The sequence below is a fragment of the Streptomyces sp. NPDC028910 genome (assembly GCF_055564955.1).
In genome coordinates, this window is record NZ_JBVHVF010000003.1 from 108001 (window position 1) to 132573 (window position 24573).

General features: G+C 70.0%; 25 protein-coding genes, 1 tRNA gene and 1 pseudogene. 11 read left to right on the forward strand and 16 right to left on the reverse strand.

Features of this window, described 5'->3' with window-relative positions:
• Positions 1–120 precede the first annotated feature (120 nt).
• Positions 121–588, forward strand: coding sequence for a peptidase inhibitor family I36 protein (locus tag ACZ4TV_RS05355; protein ID WP_468130913.1), 468 nt, complete (start codon positions 121–123; stop codon positions 586–588).
• A 359-nt stretch (positions 589–947) separates the two neighbouring features.
• Here ACZ4TV_RS05355 and ACZ4TV_RS05360 read toward each other — a convergent pair whose 3' ends face one another.
• The 5 genes from ACZ4TV_RS05360 to ACZ4TV_RS05380 all read right to left on the reverse strand — a co-directional run bounded on the left by ACZ4TV_RS05360 (position 948) and on the right by ACZ4TV_RS05380 (position 4573).
• On the reverse strand, positions 948–2117 hold the full coding sequence (locus ACZ4TV_RS05360; RefSeq protein ID WP_468130915.1) for a tyrosine-type recombinase/integrase: 1170 nt from the start codon (positions 2115–2117) through the stop codon (positions 948–950).
• Entirely contained in the window at positions 2117–2332 is a 216-nt protein-coding gene (locus ACZ4TV_RS05365) for a helix-turn-helix domain-containing protein (protein WP_468130917.1), read from the reverse strand. Before ACZ4TV_RS05365 ends, ACZ4TV_RS05360 begins: the two co-directional genes overlap by 1 nt.
• A complete protein-coding gene (gene repSA, locus ACZ4TV_RS05370; RefSeq protein ID WP_468130919.1) occupies positions 2332–3753 on the reverse strand; it encodes a replication initiator protein RepSA in 1422 nt (473 codons plus the stop codon). Before repSA ends, ACZ4TV_RS05365 begins: the two co-directional genes overlap by 1 nt.
• Complete coding sequence (locus ACZ4TV_RS05375; RefSeq protein ID WP_468130921.1) at positions 3750–4046, reverse strand: XRE family transcriptional regulator; 297 nt, start codon at positions 4044–4046, stop codon at positions 3750–3752. Before ACZ4TV_RS05375 ends, repSA begins: the two co-directional genes overlap by 4 nt.
• Positions 4047–4147: 101 nt before the next feature.
• Entirely contained in the window at positions 4148–4573 is a 426-nt protein-coding gene (locus ACZ4TV_RS05380) for a hypothetical protein (RefSeq protein ID WP_468130923.1), read from the reverse strand.
• A gap of 163 nt (positions 4574–4736) precedes the next feature.
• On the opposite strand from ACZ4TV_RS05380, the gene ACZ4TV_RS05385 reads away from it, so the two are divergent.
• Positions 4737–5093, forward strand: a complete 357-nt coding sequence (locus ACZ4TV_RS05385) for a GntR family transcriptional regulator (RefSeq protein WP_468130925.1) — start codon at positions 4737–4739, stop codon at positions 5091–5093.
• Positions 5094–5222: 129 nt separating this feature from the next.
• Here ACZ4TV_RS05385 and ACZ4TV_RS05390 read toward each other — a convergent pair whose 3' ends face one another.
• From ACZ4TV_RS05390 to ACZ4TV_RS05425, 8 genes are all read right to left on the reverse strand, one after another.
• Positions 5223–6440: a helix-turn-helix domain-containing protein gene (locus ACZ4TV_RS05390; RefSeq protein ID WP_468130927.1), complete on the reverse strand. Its 1218-nt coding sequence runs from the start codon at positions 6438–6440 to the stop codon at positions 5223–5225.
• A 567-nt stretch (positions 6441–7007) separates the two neighbouring features.
• Positions 7008–7181 carry a hypothetical protein gene (locus ACZ4TV_RS05395; protein ID WP_468130929.1) on the reverse strand — a complete coding sequence of 58 codons (174 nt, stop codon included), beginning with the start codon at positions 7179–7181 and terminating at the stop codon, positions 7008–7010.
• Positions 7182–7318: 137 nt separating this feature from the next.
• Positions 7319–7403 (reverse strand) — tRNA-Ser (locus ACZ4TV_RS05400).
• Between the two features lie 50 nt (positions 7404–7453).
• Positions 7454–8401, reverse strand: coding sequence for a trypsin-like serine peptidase (locus ACZ4TV_RS05405; protein WP_468130931.1), 948 nt, complete (start codon positions 8399–8401; stop codon positions 7454–7456).
• Positions 8402–8611: 210 nt separating this feature from the next.
• Positions 8612–9658: a YeiH family protein gene (locus tag ACZ4TV_RS05410; protein ID WP_468130933.1), complete on the reverse strand. Its 1047-nt coding sequence runs from the start codon at positions 9656–9658 to the stop codon at positions 8612–8614.
• Positions 9658–10206, reverse strand: a complete 549-nt coding sequence (locus ACZ4TV_RS05415) for a cysteine dioxygenase family protein (RefSeq protein WP_468130935.1) — start codon at positions 10204–10206, stop codon at positions 9658–9660. The genes ACZ4TV_RS05410 and ACZ4TV_RS05415 overlap by 1 nt, the downstream gene beginning before the upstream one ends.
• Positions 10207–10285: 79 nt before the next feature.
• Positions 10286–11191 (reverse strand): LysR family transcriptional regulator, encoded by a 906-nt coding sequence (locus ACZ4TV_RS05420; RefSeq protein ID WP_468130937.1) that lies wholly within the window; start codon positions 11189–11191, stop codon positions 10286–10288.
• 89 nt (positions 11192–11280) lie between these two features.
• Positions 11281–12843, reverse strand: a complete 1563-nt coding sequence (locus ACZ4TV_RS05425; protein ID WP_468130939.1) for a S1C family serine protease — start codon at positions 12841–12843, stop codon at positions 11281–11283.
• Positions 12844–13083: 240 nt separating this feature from the next.
• On the opposite strand from ACZ4TV_RS05425, the gene ACZ4TV_RS05430 reads away from it, so the two are divergent.
• The 3 genes and pseudogenes from ACZ4TV_RS05430 to ACZ4TV_RS05440 all read left to right on the forward strand — a co-directional run bounded on the left by ACZ4TV_RS05430 (position 13084) and on the right by ACZ4TV_RS05440 (position 15700).
• Entirely contained in the window at positions 13084–13872 is a 789-nt protein-coding gene (locus ACZ4TV_RS05430) for a glycerophosphodiester phosphodiesterase (protein ID WP_468131444.1), read from the forward strand.
• An 85-nt stretch (positions 13873–13957) separates the two neighbouring features.
• A pseudogene (locus tag ACZ4TV_RS05435) lies at positions 13958–14559 on the forward strand (ATP-binding protein).
• 166 nt (positions 14560–14725) lie between these two features.
• The gene (locus tag ACZ4TV_RS05440; protein WP_468130941.1) at positions 14726–15700 is read left to right on the forward strand and encodes a DUF5926 family protein; all 975 of its coding nucleotides are present in this window, start codon (positions 14726–14728) and stop codon (positions 15698–15700) included.
• A gap of 180 nt (positions 15701–15880) precedes the next feature.
• Here the strand turns inward: ACZ4TV_RS05440 and ACZ4TV_RS05445 are convergent, their stop codons facing one another.
• Complete coding sequence (locus ACZ4TV_RS05445; protein ID WP_468130943.1) at positions 15881–16456, reverse strand: hypothetical protein; 576 nt, start codon at positions 16454–16456, stop codon at positions 15881–15883.
• Between the two features lie 110 nt (positions 16457–16566).
• A complete protein-coding gene (locus ACZ4TV_RS05450) occupies positions 16567–17319 on the reverse strand; it encodes a bifunctional DNA primase/polymerase (protein WP_468130945.1) in 753 nt (250 codons plus the stop codon).
• Positions 17320–17713: 394 nt separating this feature from the next.
• On the opposite strand from ACZ4TV_RS05450, the gene ACZ4TV_RS05455 reads away from it, so the two are divergent.
• Together ACZ4TV_RS05455 and ACZ4TV_RS05460 are read left to right on the forward strand one after the other, a co-directional pair.
• The gene (locus tag ACZ4TV_RS05455; RefSeq protein ID WP_468130947.1) at positions 17714–19267 is read left to right on the forward strand and encodes a PP2C family protein-serine/threonine phosphatase; all 1554 of its coding nucleotides are present in this window, start codon (positions 17714–17716) and stop codon (positions 19265–19267) included.
• Positions 19268–19405: 138 nt separating this feature from the next.
• Complete coding sequence (locus ACZ4TV_RS05460; protein WP_468130949.1) at positions 19406–20872, forward strand: aminopeptidase P family protein; 1467 nt, start codon at positions 19406–19408, stop codon at positions 20870–20872.
• A 114-nt stretch (positions 20873–20986) separates the two neighbouring features.
• Here the strand turns inward: ACZ4TV_RS05460 and ACZ4TV_RS05465 are convergent, their stop codons facing one another.
• The gene (locus ACZ4TV_RS05465; protein ID WP_468130951.1) at positions 20987–21430 is read right to left on the reverse strand and encodes an ATP-binding protein; all 444 of its coding nucleotides are present in this window, start codon (positions 21428–21430) and stop codon (positions 20987–20989) included.
• Between the two features lie 266 nt (positions 21431–21696).
• On the opposite strand from ACZ4TV_RS05465, the gene ACZ4TV_RS05470 reads away from it, so the two are divergent.
• From ACZ4TV_RS05470 to ACZ4TV_RS05485, 4 genes are all read left to right on the forward strand, one after another.
• The gene (locus ACZ4TV_RS05470) at positions 21697–22539 is read left to right on the forward strand and encodes a hypothetical protein (RefSeq protein WP_468130953.1); all 843 of its coding nucleotides are present in this window, start codon (positions 21697–21699) and stop codon (positions 22537–22539) included.
• A 110-nt stretch (positions 22540–22649) separates the two neighbouring features.
• Positions 22650–23372 (forward strand): YcnI family copper-binding membrane protein, encoded by a 723-nt coding sequence (locus tag ACZ4TV_RS05475; RefSeq protein WP_468130955.1) that lies wholly within the window; start codon positions 22650–22652, stop codon positions 23370–23372.
• Positions 23373–23440: 68 nt separating this feature from the next.
• On the forward strand, positions 23441–24094 hold the full coding sequence (locus tag ACZ4TV_RS05480; protein ID WP_468130957.1) for an SCO family protein: 654 nt from the start codon (positions 23441–23443) through the stop codon (positions 24092–24094).
• Entirely contained in the window at positions 24091–24570 is a 480-nt protein-coding gene (locus ACZ4TV_RS05485; RefSeq protein ID WP_468130959.1) for a copper chaperone PCu(A)C, read from the forward strand. The genes ACZ4TV_RS05480 and ACZ4TV_RS05485 overlap by 4 nt, the downstream gene beginning before the upstream one ends.
• The last annotated feature ends 3 nt before the right edge of the window (positions 24571–24573 follow it).

Below are 24573 nucleotides of genomic sequence, written 5' to 3' on the forward strand. Positions count from 1 at the left end.
CAATCAGGGGAGGGGCGATGCGTTCACCACGCCGACGGCCAGTGCCACGACGCCTGCTCCGACGTCGGTAGCACCTTCGGCCGGGGCGCTGAGCCCCGCCGCTGATGAACAGGCGCAAGGATGCGCAAACGCGCTGAGACGCTGAACCTCGAAGTCAAGTGTTTCGACAGCCAGGCCGAAGCGGACGCCGTCCTGGTCAAGGACAACGCCGCAGTCGCCAAGAAGGCGACGGAAGAAGCACGCAAGGTGCTCGGCTCGAAGGCGGCCCAAGAGGCTCCGGCCTCAGTAATGGCGGCCAGCGACTGCGGGTACGGGTGGGTCTGCGTTTGGCAGGACATCAACTACGAGGGTCGCAAGCTTCAGTGGAGTGCTGGCGGCCACAAGAAGTTCGCTGACTGGGGCTTCCGAGACCAAGCGACCTCCATCTGCGTCGCCCGGCCGACTTACGGGGCGACCCTGATCGACTACCGAGACTTCATGGTGGACCCCACCATGTCCATTGGGGCCACAAACTGCCACAACCTGACCAATATCAACTACGTCCACGGTGGCACCTGGAACGACAAAGCCGACGCGATGGACATGTAACAGCGTCACCGCTCAAACCGTCGACAGATAGTGGCAGCAGTCGACACAAGGGGCGCCCCGGGGCGGACGCCCCTTTCGCATACCCGCGTAAGTACAGGTCAGTGACCTGTGGACCGGTGGACCGTGGTCCACACCTGGTCCACAGACAGTGACCCAAAGCGGTACAGGGGCGATTCGAGGTGAGACAGGCACACGGCGAAGGGGCGCCCCGCTCTCGGGACACCCCTTCTGATCAGCGCGTTCTCTGACCTGTGGCGGTGGGTGTGGGATTTGAACCCACGGTGACATCGCTGCCACGACGGTTTTCAAGACCTTTTGCGCGACCCAGGTGGGTCCGACTCAAGGCCAGGTCAGGGGCCCTATGAGGCACTTTCGTCGGAGTCGGCGGGGGCAGCGTGCCCGTCCCGTGCCCCAGGGCCGTCGCCGTGCCCGTTGAGCCAACCATCCGAGGCATCGGCCACCTGAGCATCACGCCCGTCAACTGGCCGGGCGTAGTGCCGAGTGGTAACGCTGGCATTCGAGTGGCCGAGGCGCCGGGCAGCGGTCATGACGCCGAACTTGTCCGCCACCCAGGTTCCGTGTGAGGCCCTTAGGTCATGCGGGGTGACGTCGGTCAGGCCAGCAGCCTTCACGGCCGGGTCGAAGCACGCCTTGCGCCACTGGTTGTAGCGCAGCGGGCCGCCCTTGGAGTTGGCAAACAGAAGTACGTCGTCGCCAGGCGCTAGCCCGGCGAGGTGAGCACCGAGCCGCTTGGCCAGCGAAGGTGCGATCCGCAGAACCCTCTTCTGGTGGGACTTCGGGGTGTCGAAGACGAGCTTGCCGTTCGCCTCGGCGAGGTTCTCGTCCACGAGGACCAAACGGCCGGCCAGGTCGATGTCCATCCGCCGAAGCGCGAACGCCTCCCCGATCCGCAGGCCTCCGAAGGCCAGCAACGCGATCAGCAGGTCGTGCGGCTTGTCGGCGTGCCGGACGACGCTGGACGCCTCTGCCTGCGTCAGGATGTGCGGCTCCGTCTCGGGCATCCGAGGCAGCCGGACACCACGGCATGGGGTTTGGGCAATCAGCCCGTTGTCCACCGCCGACCTCATGAGTTGCGACAGCACGCGGTACGCCTGCCGGATCCGTGACGCGCTCAGCCCCATGGTCTTCATCGAGCCGACCCATTCCGTGACCGTGATCGGCCGCAGGCTAGACAGCTCACGGTCTCCCAGTGCCGGGTTGATCTGCGAAGTGATGAGAGACCGGTACGACGCCTGCGTCTTGTGCTTGAGCTGCGGAGACACCGCCGCCAACCACCGGGCGCCCCAGTCCCGGACCGTAGTCTTGCCCTCGGCCGGGTCGAGCCACTGACCATCCTCGATCTCGATCCGCTTCCGAGTCAGCCAGAGATCAGCGTCCGTCACGGTGGCGAAGGTGCGATCCGCCGGCCGAAGGACTCCATCCGGCCCCGGGTACCGAACCTGATAGCGCCCTGAGGGCAGCTTGCGGACCCGACCGAACCCACGTCGTTGCTTACGCTTCCCAGCCATCAGGCCACGCTCCTCAGCCGGGACCGGACAGCCGGTACGGGGTTAACGGTGTGCTCCTGGATGAAGGTCTGCACCGCGGCTTCGGGGATGCGGACGTGTCGGCCGACCTTGACGAAGGTGATGCGCCGCTCCTCGATCAGACGCCGAGGGAACCGCACGGTTGTCCCGAGCAAGTCGGCGACCTGGTCCACGGTGAGGAGTCGGTCCACGGCCATCACTCCCCCTCAGCATTCGTCTGGTCCAGCTCCGCGAGGGCTTCGCGGGCGGTGGTGCGGTTGGTCTTGATGCCCTCGGCGATGGTGGCGGCGAGCCAGGATTCACCGGGGGTGTGTCCGTGTCCGGCGTAGGTCCAGTGGGCGAGGACGAGCGTGGAGTCCTCCAAGGAGTCGTCCGGGTCGGGCAGGCCCCGTTCGCGGCGTTCCTGCGCGGCGCGGTAGTCGGCGCGGGTCTGGCGGAGGGCGCCGAGGGTGGTGGAGTAGGCGCGGGACTTGGTGGAGAAGTGGCCCCGGAAGCCGAGCATGTGCGACCAGCGCGCCAACAGCCGATCCGGATACGCCTCATCGAGCGCCCAGCAGGCTTCGATCAGGCGCCGCGTGTGGCCGGGCAGCCGAAGCTTGTCCAGCTCGGCGAGTTCCCCGATCCGGCGGTCCGCCGTGCCCGTGGTCTCGGCGGCCTTGGTCGCGTACTTCGCGACGTACGACGCCACGGCTGCTTCAGTCAGGTCTTCATGCCCAAGTCCGCCGATGGGCTGCACGTCCACCTGAGTGCCCCAACCAAGGGTGCGGGCAGGGAAGTCGGCGGAGGCCGGGACGCTCACGGCGACTCGGCCGGCGGCGGCCCGGATCGCGTCATCGAGCAGGGTGACCGACGCCCAGGACGGTGGAGCGGTGCCGGGTCCATCCGGTCCGTCGAGGCGCACTACCGTGTGGAAGTGGACCGCTCCGCGCTTCTGGAACTCGGCAACCTTCCCGAACGAGACCCGGCAGCACTCGGCCAGGGCCCGCTGGGACAGGCCCGCGCGGGCAGCGATCTCCCGGCGCAGGTAGATCGTGAAGCGCTGCCAGAGCTGCCCGGCGAAGTTGTTCCAGAGCACCGCGCCCGCGTAGTCGTACCGCTCAGGGTTCAACGCCGTACCAAGTACGGGGTCCTGCTCGCCGTGGACGGTGCCACAGCGGCAGCGGCCAGAGGCCGGGCGGTTGTGCACCGGACCGAACGACGGCGCCGTCAGCGTCGCGAACACCCGAGGGTGTGAGCGGACCGTCACAGGGACGTCCTTGCGCTCATCACCCGTGATCCCGGCCCGGATCAGGTGGTAGGTGTCTCCGGCGTAGGTCCAGGCGCAGGAGGGACAGCGGGAGGCTCGCCGGTTGCCGCACGCGATCCGTAACCGGCCGCCAGGCTCAGCGGCGGTCGAGTACGAGTAGAGGACATCACCGGTCCGGCGGTCCCGGGTGACCGTGGAGCCGGAGAGGTGGATCGGGTCTGAGCAGCCCCCGGTACGGCGGATCTGGTCACGCCAGCGGTCGAAGCCCGGAGCAGAGGCGACCCGCAGGAGATCAGCGAGGGTCAGGGGGTCGGTGCCCACGGCCGCCGCCACATCAGCGACGGCAGCCGGAGGTACGGGGAAGACGGTCACGCGGCCACCGCCGAGAGTCGGTCGGTGAGCTGGACGACGAGGGACTCCAGAGCGGCAACGCGGTCGACCAGGGCCGCCGCATCGTTGGGCGGGGTGAAGGCAAGCTGGTCCCGGGTCATGCCGAGGACCGCACAGAGCAGGGCCTGATACGTCTCGCCGGGCTGAGCGGTGCCGTTCTCCCAGCGGGACACGTAGACCTTCAAGGAGTTCTCGGCCGCGATGTCCCAGCCCCAGGACTCGGCGAGCAGCATCAGCGCCCGCACCAACTTGTGCTGGGACCAACCGCGCTCCACACGGGCGCGCCCGAGCGGAGAGTCCGGCGCACGAAGAGCGCTCCGGAGAGGCTGTACCGGCGGAGTAGGCAGACCCGGCAGCGGGGCCAGACTCGGAGTCGTCACGCCGCCACCGCCGAGACCACGTCAGCCGTCTCGACCATCGGCCGGTCAGCACGGGCGCGAGCAGCAGGGCTGATCTCCTTGACGATCCACAGCGAGACCGAGGATGCCATCCGCTGGGCAAGGTTGAATCGCGGTTGGTCAGCGAAGCGCGCGAGGTGAGCGGCAGCCTGCCCCAGAGTGGCGCCGTCCTCGATCCAGAGCCTCAGGTAGCCGCTGGTGAAGGCCGCCGAGCGGTACAGCTCATCCAGACCCAGCCGAGAGGCGCCCTGAACGATCCAGTCGCACAGCTTCGCGTCGTCGGCCACGCGGTGGCGGTAGGTGGTGGGCATGTCCGAGGCGTACAGCGCGACAGCCCGTTCCATGGTCGACAGGTCCCGGACGAAGACCTTCGGAGACTGCACGGCCTTGAGCATTGCGGGCATGATGGAAGCTCCCTTCACGGGGACGGGAGCGGCGGACTGCTTGGCGGTAGGGCGCCGCTCTCGACATCTCTAACTTCTCTTGTGTTACCTAGATTAGTAGTGATGGCGAAGAGCACAAGCCCTTTGGGGAGACTTCTTTAGATCACTTAGATAACCTGGGTTTGTGACCGTGAGCCCAGATGATCCCCGCAGCGCCTACGCGCAGGTTGCCGACGACCTTCGGAGGCAGATCGCGCGCGGCGTGCTGACGGCCGGCCAGCGGCTGGACGGGAACGCCAAGCTGGCCGAGCGGTATGGCGTTGCAGCCATGACCGTTCGGCACGCATTGGACATCCTTCGCGATGAAGGCTTGATTGTGAGTCAGCAGGGACGTGGGACCTTCGTCGCCAGCGACCCGCCGAGCGTCGAGGTGGAGCAGGCCGCGACCTTGGCCAGCGAGCTGGCCGAGATCAAGGCCGCATTGGATGTGATCAACTCGCGGCTCGATCGCCTCGAAGGGCACGTTGCCGATCTGCCGTGACCGCAGTGGACAGCCGATCCACACGCTGTGCAGCCTCGGATAACTTCTTCCGGATCTCGTGCAGCTCCACGAGTAATCGCGCTTTCTCTGCCACCCTCACGACAACGGCCCCCTCTCCGTCCGGGCTGATCAGCCGAGCTTCATGTGTCCGGCCAGGCGCCGGATCTCCTCCGTGCGCGCGTTCCTGTTGGTGGACCGCAGGTCGTCCACGAGGTTGCGGGCTACGGGTCGGTTGCGTACGTGCTGAGGAGCGACCGCGTCGGCCTGAAGGATGGACGCTGCCGCAGCCTCGGCCTTGCCGTTCATCATCTGGCCGGCCGCCGTGCAGACCCAGAAGTGAGACTTCCGCTCGCCGGACGCAATGCGCATGACGTCGACCAGTTCGGACCGGGACACCACGTCGCGCGGGTGCCCCAGCTCCAGGCTGACTTCCACGCTGTGAATCTCGGTGTTGACCGCGTTGAACTGGGTCTGAAAGACATTCCCGTCAGCGGGCAGGTCCGCCGCTATTCGACGTGCTTCCGTCAGGTGAGATTCCGCCTCAGTGCGGTCCCAGAGTCGGGACCAGGCGACGGCGGCCCGGAGGTGCATCGCACCCCACAAAGAGCGGACGCTTTCATCAGCAGTGGAGAGATCGGGTTCGAGGTCATCGAGAGCCCGGAGCGCCATGTCCCGCGCCGCGGCTACCTCCCCTTCGTACAGCCAGACTCCGCAGAGATCCCATCGGGCGGCTGCTCGAAGTGTCGGGGACTCGGCGCGCTCAGCCGCGACCAGCTCACGCTGAACCGCGCTCCAACCAAGGTCGTGGTGACCCAGCAGGTTCGAAGAGACCCGGGCCATGTGGCTTGCGCGGAGCATGAGCGCTTCTGCCCGCCGGAGGTCATCACCCTCCGCGATGTCGCAGGCGACGATGAGGTCTCGCAGGATCTGGGGGAGGACGTCCCCAAGGGCCGTGAATTTGGCGTCCTGGCGAAGCCGCTCAGCAGCCATCACCCGAGCGGAGACATCGTCAAGCGAAGGCGGCTCGATGGCCCCGAGCAGGAGTGCACCGCCCGGCATGGTTGCCTGCTGGAGCGCGAGACGAAGGCCCGGAATCGCGGCGTGGCCCGAGTCGAGTTCGGAGGACTCGTGACGGTAGGGCTGACCGGTCAGCTCGATGACCTCGATGCCGAGGGCTTCGGCAAGCTGGCCGACGACGCTCATACGGTCGAGCGGAAGCCGCCCAGTCTCCACCTTGGACACCCAGCTCACTGAGCGATCTACAGCAGCGGCTAGCTGCGCCTGGTCCCAGCCAAGTCGGCGGCGTGCCCGTGCCACCCTTTGCCCCGTGCTCAGATCCGCCCCCATGATGGGCTCCCTTCGACACTACGAAGGTACCCGCGCCACTAGGAGGCACTGTCAGGAAAAGTGCCAGTGGGCTCACGAACTGTCCTGGGGCCTGGGGCTGTTACAGGTTTCTCTACCTCATCAAGGGCGCTTCCGCCGCCAGGGCGGCGTCGCGCGCCCGTCCCCCCGGGCCTGCGCTCCTGTCTGCGCCCCGCTCCAGCCCGGGGCGCCGGCCGCGCGCCAATGGCTAAGGGCTTGATGGGATGGGCCTGGCCTGATCGGTGAACCGTATGTCAGGACAGATGCCTCCGGCGGGGGCGCTCTGACTCTGGGATGGCGGGGGCCAGTCGTGCGGCCGCGGCTGCGTTGTGGTTCGAGTTGGAGGCTGTCATCCCGCCTGCCGTCGTCCCAGGGCAAGCCGTAGCAGACCAGCCACCAGGGGCCCAGGTCGTTCGTCCAGCGGGGCGCTCCACCTGGGCCCCTGGCGACTGCCCTGCTACCACTCCGTGTGGGACGACGGCAGACGGGATGACAGCGGGGTCCGCTGTGGCTGGAGCGGCCGCCCCAGCGGAAGGTGCCTTCCCAGCCCTATCCCTTGGCAGCAATCACAATCACGATCACGCCGATTGCAATGAACATGAGCATGCAGCCAAGGCACCCTCTGTCCTGCCGCTCCCGGGCTGCGGCCTGCTGTGCGGCCACACGGTTGTGGTACTCGATCATCCCGCGCCGCACAGCGCGCGCCACCTCGTCCTCGTTCACCTTGTCCCCCATCCAGCTACATGCGTGCCCTTCACGTGCCCCGGCGGACGGGGAACCACGGGGGCTAGCGGTCACAAACAGCTACATGAACGTGAACGGCTCCCGACCATAGATCCTGGTCAGGAGCCGTTCACCTGCGGTGGGTGTGGGATTTGAACCCACGGTGACTCGCGCCACGACGGTTTTCAAGACCGTTCCCTTAGGCCGCTCGGGCAACCCACCTGGCCGGTACAGAGTACCGGGCAGGCGGGGGTGGCGGGGCGACTGTGGGGTCAGGCGGTCTGGGCCTTGTCGTAGGCCGCCTTCGCCTCGTTGCCGAAGTACGGGCCGTACATCCGGTTCGGCAGGAAGGTGTAGCCGAAGCTGTTGACCGAGACCTGGGTGCCCAGGCCCGTGGCCTCGTTGAAGTCCTGGAACCAGGGGCCGCCGCTGGAGCCGCCGGTCATGTTGCAGGCCAGGCTGTGGTCCCGGGTCAGCAGGAAGTCCTTGCCGCTGTTGCCGCTGCAGTAGACCAGCTTCGTGCCGTCGTACGGGGCCGCCGCGGGGAAGCCGAAGGAGTACATCTTCTTGTTGTAGCCACCGTTGAAGAGGATGCCCTGGGCGCCCACGGTCTGGCTGAGGGTCTGCCCGTTCAGCGGGGCGACCACGGCGAGACCGACGTCCATGTTCATGTCCTCGCTCGCGGCCCACTGGTCGGTGGCGAAGGTCTTGGTGGCCGGCCACTGGCCGTAGGGCGCGGAACCGTTGTTGTAGGCGGGGACGAACACCCAGTTCGTGTGCCAGGCCCCCTGGTACTTCACGCAGTGGCCGGCCGTCATGACCGTGCTGCCGTTGGCGCTGGTGACCGAGTCGCCGGAACAGGAAGCGGTCCGGTTGCCCATCGTGAAGAAGACCCGGCCCGAGGTCTTCACGACCGCGCCGGCGCCCGTCCAGGCACCGCCCGCCTGCGGGAACGCCGTGGGGGACGCGGCAGGCGTCGGGGCAATCCTGGTGGGGGCCGCCGAGGTGGCGACCGGCGTGCGGGACGCGCCGGGGACCGCCGTCACGTCGAGCGGGGTGGCGCCCCGCATCCGCTCGGCGGTCCAGAAGCCCTGGGTGTGCTGCTGCCGGAAGGACGCGGGGGCCTCGGCCGCGATCGAGGGGGTGGCCGCCGTCAGGGCGCCCGCGATCAGTGCGCCTGCCGAGAGGAGGACGGACAGTGCCGTGCGATGACGATTCACGCATGACTCCTTCTGCCGTGCCCGGTCCGGTCCTGTCGGTCGGATCAGGGCAGGGTGGGGGTGAAGAACGGTCGGTGCGGATCGGCCGTGCGTGGTGCGTGGTGCGGCTTGCCGGGGCAGAGTGGCACGGCCACGCGTCGATGTCAGCGGGCAGTCAGAACGTTCGGTCGGTTCCGGCCAGGAATTGGCCAACTCGCGGCCGTTGCGCCGTCATACGGTGAGCATCACACCCGCGTACGAGACCCCCGCCACCACCACCCACGCCCCGAGCCCCAGCACCGCGGCCCGCCCACCGGTCCGGGCCAGCGTCGGCAGGTGCACCGCACTCCCCAGGCCGAAGAGGGCCGCCGCCAGCAGTGCCTCCTGCGCGGTGCGCGCCCATTCCAGCGCCACATCGGGTAGTGCCCCCGTGGCGCGCAGCGCGGCGGCGGCCAGGAACCCGGCCACGAACAGCGGCACCGGAGCCGGCCGACGCCCCGAGGCCTTGCGCACCCCGCGCCGCCGGGCCCGTACCGAGAAGGCCACGGCCGCCACCAGCGGGGCGAGCAGCGCCACCCGCATCAGCTTGACCAGCACCGCCTCACCCAGCGCCGCCGGGCCGGCGGTCTGCGCCGTCGCGACCACCTGGCCGACGTCGTGGACGCCGGCGCCGACCCACCGCCCGAAGGCCGGGTCGGAGAGCCCCAACGGGCCCTGAAGGAGGGGGAGTACCGCTATGGCGAGGGTCCCGCACAGGGTGACCAGCGCCACGGAGGCCGCCACGTCCTCCTCCTTGCTGCCCGAGACCTCGCTCACCGCGCCGATCGCCGAGGCCCCGCAGATCGAGTACCCCGTGGCGATCAACAGCGGCTGATCTCCGGGGAGTCCCAGCCGCCCGCCCAGCCAGACGGTACCGAAGAAGGTGGCCGCGACCACCCCGGCCACCATGGCAACCGTGGCCCAGCCCAGCCGGAGTACCTGGTCCAGCCCCAGGCCGAGGCCCAGCAGGACGATGCCTATCCGCATCAGCCGTCGGCCGGCCAGGGAGAGGCCCGGGCGCGCGGTTCCGCGTACGAAAGTCCGTAGGCCGGGGAGATGCGCCACCGCGATGCCGAGCACCACCGATGCGGTCAGCATCGGCACGGCGGGCGCGAGGCGGTGGATGCACCATGCGGTCAGCGCTCCGCCCGCGGCCATCGCCAACCCGGGCCAGGGAGTGGATGTTTCACGTGAAACATGCCGTACCGCCGTGCCCTGGGGGCGGTGGAGGAGGGCCATCAGTCGACGGGGAGCGTGTAGACACGTCGGATGCTGGTGCCCAGCCGGGACACGTCCGCGCCGTACACGTGCACGGATATCGCTTTGGTGGGACAGGAGTTGCGCACCTTGTGGATGTCACCGGGTGGGGCGAACCCGCAGACGTCACCCTGGGCGTTGACCACGTCCTCGGTGGCCACCAGCCGGGCGGGGCCGGCGCCGGGCGCGAGCCGGAAGCGGCGTTCGCTCTCCTCGCCCTGGTGCACCCCGGCCACGCACCACGACACGTGGTCGTGGATGCAGGTCTCCTGTCCCGGCAGCCACACCAGTGCCACCACCGAGAAGCTGCCGTCGGCCTCGGCGTGCAGGATGTGCTGCCGGTACCGCTCCGGGTCGCCTTCCCGCTGCGCCGGCGCCAGGAGGTCGGGCGCCCCCAGGTGCGGGGCGAGCCGTTCGCCCACCAGGTATGCGGTGAGGTCGGGAGCCAGCCCCCGCTCCACGACCGTGCGGATCTCACTGACGAGGGCGGCCATCCTCGTGGTGGTACGGGCCGGTGTGGTGGTGGTCATATCGGCAGCGTGCTGCCGTCCTTCCATCACGTCCAACGACAGTTGTGACCTGAAATCCCAAGCACCGCTTATGGGTTGGTCAGCAGCCGACCCGGTTCGCCGCCACCTGCCTGAGCGCGTCGAGCACCACGGCCGTCGCCGGTATCCGCAGATGGTCCCGGTAGACGTAGGCCGCGATGTGCCGGCGCGCGGCTGGCTGGAGCGCCCGCCCGCAGACCCGGTTCAGCGAGAGGGAGGGCAGCACCAGCGCGGGCATCATCGCCACGCCCAGACCCTGCGCGACCAGGCTCTGCACCACCAGGTTGTCGTCGGTGGCGAAGCGGATGTCGGGCACGAAGCCCAGCTCCGCACACTCGTGCAGCAGGTTCGCCCGGCAGCGCGGACAGCCCGCGATCCACCGTTCCTCGGCGAGATCGGCCAGGTGCACGGCGCGGCGCCGGGCCAGCGGATGCCCGGTCGGGAGCAGCACCGTCAGCTGGTCCTCGAGCAGCCTGACCTCGGCGACCTCCTCCGGGACCTCCTCGTGCAGGCCGGGATAGGTGAAGGCCAGCGTGATGTCGCACTCCCCGCGCTCCAGCCGGCGCAGCGACTCCGGGGGCTCTCCCTCCAGCAGTTCCACCTGGACGCCCGGATGGTCCTTGGCCAGGCCGCTCAGGGCCTCCGGGACGAGGGTGACATTGGCGCTGGGGAAGCCGCACAGTCTGACGCGCCCGGTGCGCAGGCGGGCGTAGGCCCTCAGCTGGGCCTCGGCGGCGGAGAGGTTGCCGAGGATGGTCTCGGCGTGCCGGGAAAGGGACTCCCCGGCCTCGGTGAGCTGCATCTTGCGGCCCACGCGGGTGAACAGCGGGGTGCCGACGGCACGTTCGAGCGCCTTCATCTGCTGGGTGATGGCGGGCTGGGTGTACCCCAGCACGCGGGCGGCCGCCGAGTACGACCCGGAGGCGACCACCGCGTGGAACGTCCGTATGTGCCGGGAATCGAACACCACTGAAGCATAAGCGGACGTTGGAGGGGCCGTAGGCACAATCGCGCCTACGGCCCCTCTCCATCAGGCCACCGCGGTGGCCGGTGGTCCTACTTGTCGCCGACCCGCGAGCCCAGCGTGATGTCGACCGTGGTCGGCTTGCCATCGCGCAGGTAGGTCAGCTTCACGGTGTCGCCGGGCTTGTACGTCCAGATCATGCTGATCAGGGTCGGGCCGCTGTCGACCGGCTTGCCGCCGAACTCGGTGATGATGTCGCCCGGCTTCAGGCCGGCCTTGCCGGCCGGGCCGTTCGGGTCGACCAGCTCGTTCGCCGCCGCACCCTGCTCGGAGATCTTGGCGCCCTCGACCTTGGACTGGAGGTCCACGGAGACCGAGATCACCGGGTAGACCGGCTTGCCCGTCTTGATCAGCGATTCGGCGACGTTCTTCGCCTGGTTGATCGGAATGGCGAAGCCGAGGCCGATGGAGCCGGCCTGGCCGCCACCGAAGCCGCCGTTGCCGGCCGACTGGATCGCCGAGTTGATGCCGATGACCGCGCCACGTCCGTCGAGCAGCGGGCCGCCGGAGTTGCCCGGGTTGATCGAGGCGTCCGTCTGCAGCGCGCTCATGTACGAGTTCTTGCTGCCGGTGCCGTCTCCGGAGGCGACGGGGCGGTTCTTGGCGCTGACGATGCCGGTGGTGACCGTGTTGGACAGGCCGAAGGGGGCACCGATCGCGATGGTCGAGTCGCCGACGGCGACCTTGTCGGAGTCGCCGAGCGGAAGCGGCTTGAGGCCGGCCGGCGGGTTCTTCAGCTTGAGGACGGCGACGTCGTAGCCCTGGGCGCGGCCCACTACCTCGGCGTCGTACCGCTTGCCGTCGGAGAAGGTCGCGAAGAGCTTCCCGCCGTTCGCCGCGGAGGCCACGACGTGGTTGTTGGTGAGGATGTGGCCCTGCTGGTCGTAGACGAACCCGGTGCCGGTGCCGGCCTCGCCGTCGCCGGCCGAGGCCTCGATGGTGACGACGCTGGGCAGTGCGCCCGCAGCGAGGCCGGCGATGGAGCCGGCCTCGCGCTTGAGGTCCTTGGGGGTGTTGGCGGCGCTGATCGTCGTCGAGCCGGTGCCGTCGTTGCTGCGCTCGGCGGCCCAGTAGCCGACGCCGCCGCCGACGCCGCCCGCGAGGAGCGCCGCCGCGAGGACGCCCGCGATCAGGCCGCCCTTGCCCTTCCGCTTGGGCGCGGGGGCGCCGTCGGTGGTCAGGGGGGCACCCCAGGCTCCGCCGCCGTAGCCGCTGCCCGCACCGTACGCCGGCACCGTGGGCGGCGGGGGCGGCCAGCCCCCGGCTCCGTGCGCGGCCGGGGCGGGAGCCTGGCCGTGGGCCGGAGCCGGGGGCGCCGGAGTGGGCGGGATCTGCTGGGTCGGCTCGGTGCCGGGCGCGGGCGGCGGCGGAAGCTTCTGGGTCACCGTCTCGGCGGCGCCGGGCGCGGGAGCCGCGGGCGGAACGGGAACCGGAGCCGCGGCCGGGGCCTGCGGTGCGGCCGGGGCCTGCGGTGCGTCGGCCTGCTGCGGAGCAGGTGCGGATGCCGCCCCCTGCGTCTCGGAGGCCGGAGCAGGGGGTACGGACGGGGCCGCGGGGGGTGTCGGGGCCGCGGTGCCCTCGTTCTCGGTGCTCACAGCGCTCTCTCCTCGTCACACACGGCTTCAGAAAATCTATGGCGATATCGGTCCGACTGAACGTTCGACGTGCCGTACAAGTTCCTGGGCAAAGCCTTTCCCATGACCCGTCAGAGCACTGTAAGCCGGACCTGTGCATCTCCTCCTATTCTTTATATCCGACATTTCGGACGAACCTGCTGGGCCGGACTTCGACGCCCGGGGCCGTCTCGGTGGCACCATGACCCGGTGACCCACGCAATGCCGCGCACCATCCAGGTCGTCGCCCACCGCGGCGCCTCGGAGGATGCCCCCGAGCACACCCTGGCCGCCTATCGCAAGGCCATCGAGGCCGGCGCCGACGCCCTCGAATGCGATGTGCGGCTCACCGCGGACGGCCATCTGGTCCTGGTCCACGACCGCCGGGTGAACCGCACCTCGAACGGCCGCGGCGCCGTCTCCGCCCTGGAGCTGGCCGATCTCGCCGCCCTCGACTTCGGCTCCTGGAAGGACCGCGAGGAATCCCCGGACTGGGAAGCGGATCCCGAGCTCACCTCCGTCCTCACCCTGGAGCGCCTGCTGGAGCTGGTCTCCGACGCCGGACGGCCGGTGCAGCTCGCGATCGAGACGAAGCACCCGACCCGCTGGGCCGGACAGGTGGAGGAGCGCCTCCTCCACCTCCTCAAGCGCTTCGGCCTGGACGCCCCGCCGGCCGAGGGCCCGCACCCGGTCCGGGTCATGAGCTTCTCCGCACGCTCCCTGCACCGGGTGCGGGCGGCCGCACCGACGATCCCGACTGTGTACCTGATGCAGTTCATCTCGCCCCGGATGCGGGACGGGCGCCTGCCGGTCGGGGTGACGATCGCCGGTCCCGGGATACGGATCGTGCGCAACCACCCCGGCTACATCCGCAAGCTCCAGGACTTTGGGCACTCCGTTCACGTATGGACAGTGAACGAGCCGGAAGACGTTCAGCTCTGCGCTGATCTGGGCGTGGAAGCAATCATCACGAACAGGCCCCGCCAAGTTCTGTCCCAGCTGGGGCGCTGACGTCCCCCTTTGCGCGCCCACCACCCGTGACCCGCCAGTAACAGGGTGTGCTCCGGCGCATCCACTCCGCATTCGTTCGGCATGAATGCGTCAGAGGGGCTCCTTGCGGCGGTTTCCGGTCCAGGCCATTGGGGCATCCAGACCATGCGTGGGGCTAAGGAGGTTCCGGGGGTGGCGTTGGTGGTGGCACAGGAAGTGCCCACGTCGTCGTGCATGGACGTACGCCATGGTCCTGCGGGCGTGGGCGAGGCGAGACACCGGATGCGCGAACAACTGCGTATCAGCGGGGTGCCCGAATCGGTCGTGGACGATGCCGTACTGATCCTTTCCGAACTGCTCAGCAACGCCTGTCGACACGGCAGGCCGTTGGGCGCGCGGGAAGTCGGGGACGGGGAGATACGCGCCGCATGGCGCGTCGACAGCGCGGGGCGGCTGACGGTCGAGGTCACGGACGGGGGCGGGCCCACCCGCCCTGTTCCTGCCACGCCCTCGGTCACCGCACACGGCGGCCGGGGGCTGAACATCATCAGCGCCCTTGCCCAGGACTGGGGTGTCCGGGACGGAGCGGCGGGTGAGGTCACCGTCTGGGTGATCGTTGCCTGTGGGCCCCGGCACGAGGATTTCGCTACGCGCGTTGCGCCCCCGGCGATCGACTTCAGCACGGCGTTCGACGATCTGGATCCATGACCCGGGATCCCTGACAGCACAACAGTTCCGGTCATCCGCACAGGCGGCCGTCCGGGAGCGCACGCCGACCGTGCTCCCGGCCGCACCCCACCGGTTTCGGCGGTACGAACGGCTAGGCTCGCGCCCAGACACGACGCCGTACCGCCGCAACCGGGAGACACCCACGATGGCCAAGAAGCGCCCCGCAGCCAAGACTGCAAAGCCGCAGCTCAACAGCGGTGAAATCCCCGTTGTGGGTGCCCGCGAGCCCTGCCCCTGCGGATCCGGGCGCCGCTACAAGGCCTGCCACGGCGCAGCCGCCGCGCACGCCGTCACGGAGCACGTACAGCGCCCCTTCGAGGGCCTGCCGGGCGAGTGCGACTGGGTCGCGCTGCGCGAGCTGGTGCCCGCGGCCACCGTCCCGCTGTCCCTCAAGGGCGGCCTGCCCGAGGGCGTCCCCTCCGTCACGCTGGTGACCGTACTGCCCATGGCCTGGCCGGCGCTGCGCCGCGAGGACGGGTCCGTCCTGCTCGGCCTGCAGAACGAGTCGTCCACCGGGGACCTCAGCCGGGACATGGCCGACACCCTGGAGCGCGCCCTCGTAGCGGACCCGGGGACTCCGGTTCCCGCCCGCCGCGTTCCTGCCGAGGGTCCGCGACTTCAGGATCTCCTGGACACCGACGGCGGTTTCGAGCCGGTTGTGCACAGCGGCTTCGAATTCTGGATTCCGGAATCCGAGAACGCCCAGAACGCCTCCCCGGAGATCGCCGCCTCGCTGGAGCGCGCCAACGCGGCCGCCATTCCCACCGTCAAGCTGACCGGCGTCGACGCCGCCTACTGGTGCGAGACCCCGGAGAAGAACCACCTGCGCTGGGTCATGCCGCACCCCGAGGAGAAGCTGCTCGACGCCCTCGCGCGGCTGCACGCGGCCGGCACGTCCTCGCTCGGCGAGGGCACCAAGCTCGTCGGTTCCTTCCGCGCGCACGGCCTCATGGTCCCCGTCTGGGACCTGCCCACCGGGGTCACGGCCGACGATGTCGAGAAGCCCGCGGCGGAGTTCGCGGAGCGGCTGGCCGGGGCTCTGGCCACGGACGCCCCGCTGACCGCGGAGGAGCGCCGGGCACGCGGTGGGCTCACCAACCGACAGGTCACCCTCAGCTGACCGCGCGCACGCGGGGAGCCGGTGACCGGAGTCACAACTCCCGCTAATCGTCTGCAAATCGGTGTCTGAATATCAGAGATCGAATTTGCGAACAGGCGATCTCTTGTTACCGTTCTTGTAGCCCGGTCGCTGGTGCATCCCCCGTCGCCAGCGACCGGGCCCTTCCATTACCGGCGGTACTCAACCGTCACCCGGTACCGGTGAGTTGCTCCCGGACCGCAACAACAGCTCCCCTTCTTCATCCGGAACTGCAAATTCCGCTACGGCCGAGTAACTGTCCGGCTCCCCGGCCGAGGCCTCTTTGGGCGTCTCGCACAGGCCCGGCTCGTCGCCCGCGCCGATCGTGCACCGGATCTGCACCGTGCGCCCCGCCGGGCCCATCACCGTCAGCACTGCGTCCAGCGGGCGGCCACTGGTGTTTCGGTAGTAACTCCGGCCCCACGTCCGGCCCTCGGCCACCAGCACGCAGGTCTGCGCCTCCACGCCGTGCGGCGAGGACAGTTCGGGGCCGCAGCGCGAATCCGTACGGGGCTGCTCGGCCGGGCCGGGCTGCTCGGGCTCGGGCGGCGCCGCCGGCGGGCGCGCGGGCGGCGCCGGTGAGGTACGAGGAGCGTCCGAAAGCCCGAGCGTCGAGAACAGGCTGCCGCCTTTTCCGTCATCCTGACCGGCGAAATCCGGCCCGGCGATCGCTCCAGCGAGCGGGAGCGACAAGATGATCAACACACCGGCGCCGATACCGATCAGGCGGAGATTCATTCGCCGAAGATAGCGATGTGGGAATGGGGCACGGAGATCCCCGCGCCCAATTCCCTTGGAAACTCGTCCCTGCGGCACCCGTACGAGTGATCCTCCGGCGCCCCGGCGGGTCAGTACGCGAGTCGGCTGCCGCCGCCGGGCGCACCGCTGCTGGCCTCGACCAGCGCGTCCACGACCGCCTCGACCTCGGGCAGCCAGGGGTTGGCCGCCCCGCTCCGCGACCGCGGGTCCGCCGATGGCTTCGACTGGGTCCGGAGCGGCGGCCGCGGCTCCCGTTCCCAGCGCACCTGGCCGCCACTGGACGCGGCGGAGGGGGGCAGCAACAGGTAGCCGCCCTCGCCGTGAAAGCGCAGCGAGGAGGGCACGTGATCCTTCGCGTAGAGGAGTTCGCCGAGCCGCTCCAGCGAGTACGGCGCCACCAGCAGTGACCAGCGGGTGGAGGTGGCCACGATCGGCCCGAGCCGCATGCCCTGCGCGTCGAGTCGTACGAGCGCCCGTGCGGCCGCGGCCGCCGGCAGGCTCACCGCGCACGGGGCGGTCCCGCCGGTGGCCATCAGGACGGGGGCGGTGGGCCGGTTGGTCCACCACCAGGCCACCATCCGGGGATCGGTGGTGGCGGCGAGCAGCCCGGGGTCGAAGGGGTGCGCGCCGGGGACGACGCAGTCGGGGTCGGGGCAGGCGCATCGCGAGCCGTCGCTGCCGGACCGGCCGACACCGGGCAGGACGGGCCACTGCCATGTGGTGGCGCAGGTGAGCGCCGCTTCGAGGAGTTCGGACGTGCCGCCGCTCTGTCCCGGGTCGGGGCGCAGGGATTGAAAGCGATCGCGGAGCCGCTGGAGACGCCTTCCGAGGATCTCGCGCATGAGCGCTCGTTCCTTTCCGTTGAACGCCGAGGGCCACATCACACCATGTAACCGGTGTCTCACCACACGTACAGGTTTCGCGTCACTGTCCGCCAGAAGGAGGTTCACACGGTTCGTGCAGTTTTCTTACGGGTCCATCAAACGTCCGGCGGGGTCGAGCACGACCCGCACGACTGCCGAAACCGGCTGCCGCCGCTAAGGACGACGGCCTGTGCCGGCTGGTTCCCGGCGGCGCAACTGGCCCCGGGCATCATCGAATACGTACCCGGGCCTCCTGTGCAGCCCGTCCAGTCGACCGCAAAAACCGACTGCTTCCAGCTTTTTCCGGCCAAGTTCTAGCCTTGGCCCGACAGTGAGTTGCCGTCCCACGGACACCAGGATTCCCACCTGGGCAATGCTGGACATGTATCCACGTGTGCGTGTAGATGTGGATTCCTTGATGGCGGCGCAGCACGATCTGGGGGTTTGCGATGCTATTTGGCGAATCGCACCAGGTGGAAAGGCGGACGCCATGAGCGCCCCGCATCTGCCGAAAGTGGCTGGAATCGATCCAGCAGCTACGGCGTCACCGCACACTGCGGCGCCCACGCCCGCCCGGACCGCCCCCGCACCGGCCCCTCCGCCCGCCCCGGGCAGCCTCATCCAGGACCGGCTGGCGGGCATGGTCTCGGATCTCACCACCCTGCACGAGCTCACCGAGCGACTGGCCCGCGCCGGCGACCTCGACACCTCCCTCCACGAGTTCCTGCGCGCCGGAGCCGCACTCGTCGGCGCCCGCCGCGGCCTGATCGTGCTGGAGCCCTCCGACGGGCTCGGCCCCAGCAGCACGATCGGCCTCGGACTCGGCCACGCCGAACTCGGCCACATCGAGACCGTGCCGCGCAGCGCCACCTCCTACGGACGGATCCTCGACGGACTGCCCGACGCCCAGGGTGGCTCCGAGGTCCTTCCCGAACCGGGCGCGCCCCCCGACACCGGGGGTTTCGCCGCCTCCGTCGACCCCCGTCACCGTGAGGTCGCGGCCCGTCTCGGCTACGCCGCCAGCTACGCGCTCCCGCTGACCGCCGAGGCCACCGGCCGGCTCGGCGCGGTCGTCTGGCTCTACGACGAGCAGGCCGAGCCGAGCGACCGCCAGCGCGACCTCGCCGGGCTGTACGTACGGCACGCCGCCGAGCACCTGGCCCGGATGCTGGAGGTGGAGCGCTCCCGCGCACGCCTGGCCACCGTCTCGGAAGAGCTGCTGCCCAGCCGGCTCCCCCGGATCCCCGGGGTGCAGCTCGCGGCCCGCCACCACACCGGGCCGCGCGGCGGGGGCGACTGGTACGACGCCCTGCCGCTGCCCGAGGGCGCCCTGGGACTGGCCGTCGGCTCCGTCACCGGATCGGGGCCGAGCGCCGTCGCCGCCATGGGCAGGCTGCGCGCGTCGCTGCGCGCCTATGCCGTCATGGAGGGCGAGGACCCCGTAGCGGTCCTGTCCGACCTGGAGCTGCTGCTGCGCCTCACCGAGCCCGCGCGCTCGGCCACCGCGCTCTTCGCCTACTGCGAGCCCACGGGCGGCCCTCAGTCCGACGGCCAGGGCGCGAAGATCATCCTGGCGGGCGCCGGACACACCCCGCCGCTCCTCATCGGCGGGCACCGCACCGAGTACGTGGAGACCTCGCTCTCGGCGCCGCTGGGCATGCTGTCCTGCTGGGAGGCGCCCAGCGTGGAGATCGAGCCCGCATCCGGAGAAACGGTGCTGCTCTACACCGACGGGCTGCTGCGCCACACCGGCGACCCGATGGACCGGGCCTACGCCCGGCTGCACGCGGCGGCCGTCGGGGTGCCCCGTAGTGCCCGGGACGACCCGGCGGCCCTGTGCGAGCACATCCTGCGCACCGTGCTGCCCGACGGGGAGCCGGCCGACGCCCCGGAGGACATCGTGCTGCTCGCCGCCCGCTTCGAGTGAGCCGCGGTACGCACGGTGGCCCCTGACCGGAGGCCGACGACGCGATTCGGGACACACTTCTCCGCACACGCATACGATGGATGCGGTCCACACCCAGGTCCGTACCCAGGTCCGTACCGTCGTAGCTGAGGAGAAGACGTGGCTGACGAGCTCACCCCGGAGACCCCGGAAGAAGAGCAGCCCAAGAAGACGCACAAGCAGCGCAAGAACGGTCTGTACCCGGGCGTCAGCGACGAACTCGCCGAGAACATGCGCACCGGCTGGGCCGACACCGAGCTGCACGGACTGGAGCCCATCGCACAGGCCGCGCACACCGCCGACCGCCGCGCCGCGCTGTCGGCACGGTTCCCCGGCGAGCGCCTGGTCATTCCCGCGGGCCGTCTGAAGACCCGCTCGAACGACACCGAGTACCCCTTCCGCGCCTCGACCGAGTACGCGTACCTCACGGGTGACCAGAGCGAGAACGGCGTCCTGGTCCTGGAGCCCACCGGGCCGGCCGGGCACACCGCCACGATCTACCTGCTGCCGCGCTCCGACCGGGAGAACGGCGAATTCTGGCTGTCCGGCCAGGGCGAGCTGTGGGTCGGCCGCCGCCACTCCCTCACCGAGGCCGAGCAGCTCCTGGGCATTCCCGCCAAGGACGTCCGTGAGCTCGCCGAGGCCCTCGCCGAGGCCGAGGGCCCGGTCCGGGCCGTACGCGGCCACGACTCGGTGATCGAGTCCGCCCTCACCGACAAGGTGACCAAGGAGCGCGACGAGGAACTGCGCGTTTACCTCTCCGAGGCCCGCGCGGTGAAGGACGAGTTCGAGATCGGCGAGCTGCAGAAGGCCGTCGACTCCACCGTCCGCGGTTTCGAGGACGTCGTGAAGGTCCTCGACAAGGCCGAGGCCACGTCCGAGCGCTACATCGAGGGCACCTTCTTCCTGCGGGCCCGCGTCGAGGGCAACGACGTCGGCTACGGCTCCATCTGCGCCGCCGGCCCGCACGCCTGCACCCTGCACTGGGTCCGCAACGACGGCGACGTCCGCTCCGGCGACCTGCTCCTGCTCGACGCCGGCGTGGAGACCCACTCCCTCTACACCGCCGATGTCACGCGCACGCTGCCGATCAACGGCACCTACACCGACATCCAGCGCAAGATCTACGACGCGGTCTACGAGTCCCAGGAAGCCGGCATCGCCGCCGTGAAGCCGGGTGCCAAGTTCCGCGACTTCCACGACGCCTCCCAGCACGTGCTGGCCGAGAAGCTCGTCGAATGGGGCCTGCTGGACGGCCCGGTCGAGCGCGTACTGGAGCTGGGCCTGCAGCGCCGCTGGACCCTGCACGGCACCGGCCACATGCTCGGCATGGACGTCCACGACTGCGCCGCCGCCCGCCGTGAGGCGTACGTCGACGGGACGCTGGAGCCGGGCATGTGCCTCACCGTGGAGCCGGGTCTGTACTTCCAGGCCGACGACCTGACCGTGCCCGAGGAGTACCGCGGCATCGGCGTCCGGATCGAGGACGACATCCTGGTCACCGAGGACGGCAACCGGAACCTGTCGGCCGGGCTGCCCCGCTCGTCGACCGAGGTCGAGGCCTGGATGGCGCGTCTGAAGGGCTGACGCTCCGGCGCTGCTCGTGGGTGGGCGGGATCCTTACGGGTCCCGCCCATCGTCGTGTTCGCGCGTCGTCGTGTCGTCGCGTCGTCGCGTAGGGCTGTCGTCGCGTCGGCGTCTCTACGACACCTTCAGCAGCGCGTCGTCGCGCCACTTCAGCATCTTGTCGAAGCTCACCACCGCCCCGCGGCCCGGCCGGTTGCGGAAGCGGACGTGGTCGGCGAGTTCAGCGATCAGGTGCAGGCCCCGGCCGTGTTCGGCCAGGGAGGATCTACGGCGGGCCACCGTCGCGGGCGGGAACCCGGGACCCGAATCGGTCACCTCGATGCGGCAGCAATCCCCGTCCAGATAGGCCGTGACGTGGTACGCCTCGGTCTCGTCCGGGATATCGCCACGCCCGCCGTGCTCGACCGCGTTCGCACACGCCTCGCTCAGCGCCATCGAGAGATCGAAGGAGATGTCCGGGTCCACCCCCGCGGTCTCCATCGTCCCCAGCAGCAGTCGCCTGGCGAGCGGCACGCTCGCGGCTTCGCGCCTCAAGTGGAGAGACCACCAGATGCTCATACGGTTACGTATTGCCGCCCGCGAGGGGTGGTAAGCGCTCTGCGACCGTCCGAGACCGCATTCCCCTCGTTCGGCCGATGCGGCTCTCCCGGCGGGCGGTGTATGTCCGGCGGGGCACACGGTGCTGATCACGGCCGTCCGGTCTGGTTCCGGGTGGGTCCGGTCCTGGTCCGGTCTTGGTCCGGGTCTCTTCGCAGAGGGGACTCATGGGACCTTCCGGACCTGCCGTATGGAGGGCCTGAGCGCAGTGCGATGATGGCCCGGCCATGTCTGACCCCCACGCGACGCACGCCGGAGCCGGCCTCCGGCTGATCCGGGCCGCGGTGTTCACCGCGGTCTGTGTCGTGCTGTCCGCGGCCGGGCACGCCCTGGCGTCCTGCGCCACCGTGCCCTGGTGGTCCCTCTGCCTCGGCTTCCTCGCCGTCTTCGCGGTCGCGGCCCCGCTCGCGGGACGCCGGCGTACGCTGCCCGGCATCGCCGCCGGTCTCACCACCGGACAACTCGCCCTGCACGCGCTGTTCGGCCTCGGCCAGCACAGCGCCGTGGCCGCGCAGGCGCCCGCCGGGGCCTCCGACAGTTCGCTCGCGGCGCTCGCCGCCCGGCTGGTGTGCGGGGGCAACTCCGTACCGCTCAGCCCGGCCGACGCCCGGCGGATCATTGAGGCCGCGGGCCTGGATCCGGCCGCCCTGGCCCAACAGACCGGACAGGTCGCGCAGGCCGGACAGGTCGCGGCGCAGGGCCACGGGGCGCACGCGCACGTGGCCCAGGCCGTCACCACGGCACCCTCGACCGGCCTGTTCAGCCCTGCCATGCTGATCGGCCACCTGTTGGCCGCGCTCGCCGCCGGCTGGCTCCTCAGCCGCGGCGACGCCGCGCTCTTCCGGCTCGTCGAGCTGTCCCGGCTGTCAGCCGAAGCCGCCCCGATACGCCCGCTGCGTGCCGCACTGGCCTTCGCACGCGCCCTCGGTGCCGGACTGCCGGGCGCGCCTGCCCGTACCCCGCAGGCCCCGCGGACCGGAGCCGACCCCGCTGCCTCCACCGGCCGGGAAGCGCTCCAGCACACGGTGATCAGGCGCGGGCCGCCCGTGGCCCTCGCCCTCGCAGCCTGACGCGGCACCCTCCTCCCCGGGACACACAGCGGGAGCGCCGGTGCCGCGAACTCCGCGCGCGCCCGTGCGCGGGGCCATCGCCACCACTGCTTCCGTGGAGTGTTTCTGCCATGAAGACCTCTCGCGTCTCCATCGCCGCCGCCCTCGCCGCCGGTACCGTCCTCGTCCTCTCAGGGCCTGCGTCCGCCCACGTCGGCGTCCAGCCCGGCGAGGCCACCAAGGGCGGCTACGCGACGATCAACTTCAAGGTCCCCAACGAGCGCGACAACGCGTCGACCACCCAGCTGGAGGTCAACTTCCCGATCGACCAGCCGCTCACCTCCGTCATGCCGCAGGACGTTCCCGGCTGGACCGTGGCGGTCGAGAAGAGCAAGCTCGACAAGCCGCTCACGGTGCACGGCAAGCAGATCAACGAGGCCGTCACCAAGGTCACCTGGTCCGGCGGCAAGATCGAGCCCGGGAAGTTCCAGCAGTTCCCGCTCTCCGTGGGCAAGCTGCCCGAGAGCGCCGACCAGATGGTCTTCAAGTCCATCCAGACGTACGACAACGGCGAGGTCGTCCGCTGGATCGAGGAGGCCAAGGCGGGCGCCGCGGAACCGCAGAACCCGGCGCCCGTCCTGAAGCTGACCGCCCCGAAGGGCGACGACCACCACGGCGGTGGCGCCAAGGCCGACGACGGGAAGAACGCCGACGAGGACGCCGTGCACGGCCACGACAAGGCCTCCGCCGAACACGGCTCCGACACCACCGCACGCGCCCTCGGCATCGCCGGCATCGTCATCGGACTCGGCGGTGTCGCCTTCGGCATCGCCTCGCGCCGCCGCTCCGCCTGATCCGCCGCGCCCGTGGGCGCTGCGCCTCCTTACGTCCTCACACCCCCCGATCCCAGGGACATCTCTCCATGCGCACCACACGTGTGACGGTCGCCGCCCTCCTGGCGGCGGCCGCACTCACCCTCACCGCCTGCGGCGGCGAAACCGCCAAGCCCGGCTCGGTCCAGCAGATCTCCGGCGGCCAGAGCAGCACCAAGGCCGCAACCGTCCTGGACCGCCCCTTCGACAAGCCGGAGCTCGTCCTCACCGACACCACCGGCCAGCCGTGGAACCTGCGTGAGCAGACCAAGGGCAAGCCGACGCTCATCTACTTCGGCTACACCAAGTGCCCCGACGTGTGTCCGTTGACGATGAGCAACATCGCCGTCGCCAAGAAGGCACTCCCGAAGGCCGACCAGGACAACCTCCGGGTCGTCTTCGTCACCACCGACCCTGAACGGGACACTCCCGAGTCCCTCGGCGCGTGGCTCAAGGCCCAGGACCCGTCCTTCATCGGACTCACCGGGGACTTCGCCACCATCCAGGCTGCCGCGCGCACGCTCGGCATCGGTATCGAGGCCGCCAAGAAGGAGACCGACGGCACAGTCGTCTCCATGCACGGCGCCCAGGTCATCGCGTTCTCGCCCAAGACCGACGAGGGCTACGTCCTCTACGGCGAGGGCACCACCGTCGACGACTACACCAAGGACCTGCCGAAGCTCATCAAGGGAGAGAACCCGTGAACGCCCGCACCACCCGCGCCCTCGCCGCCGCCCTCTCCCTGACGGCAGCACTCGCCATATCCGGCTGCTCCGGCGACAGCGGGCCGAAGATGACCGTCAGCGGCGCCTTCATGCCCCAGCCCGTGAACGACGAGATGGCCGGCGGCTTCATGGTCATCAGGAACGACTCCGCGATCGCCGACAAGCTCACCGGCGCCACCTCCTCGCTCTCCGACGATCTCCAGATCCACGAGACCAAGGACCAGAAGATGCAGCAGGTCCAGTCGATGAACGTGCCGGCGAACGGCGAGCTCAAGCTGGAGCGCGGCGGCAACCACATCATGTTCATGGGGCTCAAGAGCACTCCCAAGGTCGGCGACAAGGTCACCGTCGAACTCCGCTTCGAGAAGGCCGGCCCCGTCAAGGTCGAACTGGACGTGAAGGAACGGACGTACAACGCGCAGGCTCCGAAATCCACGGCCGCCAACGGCCACTGACGG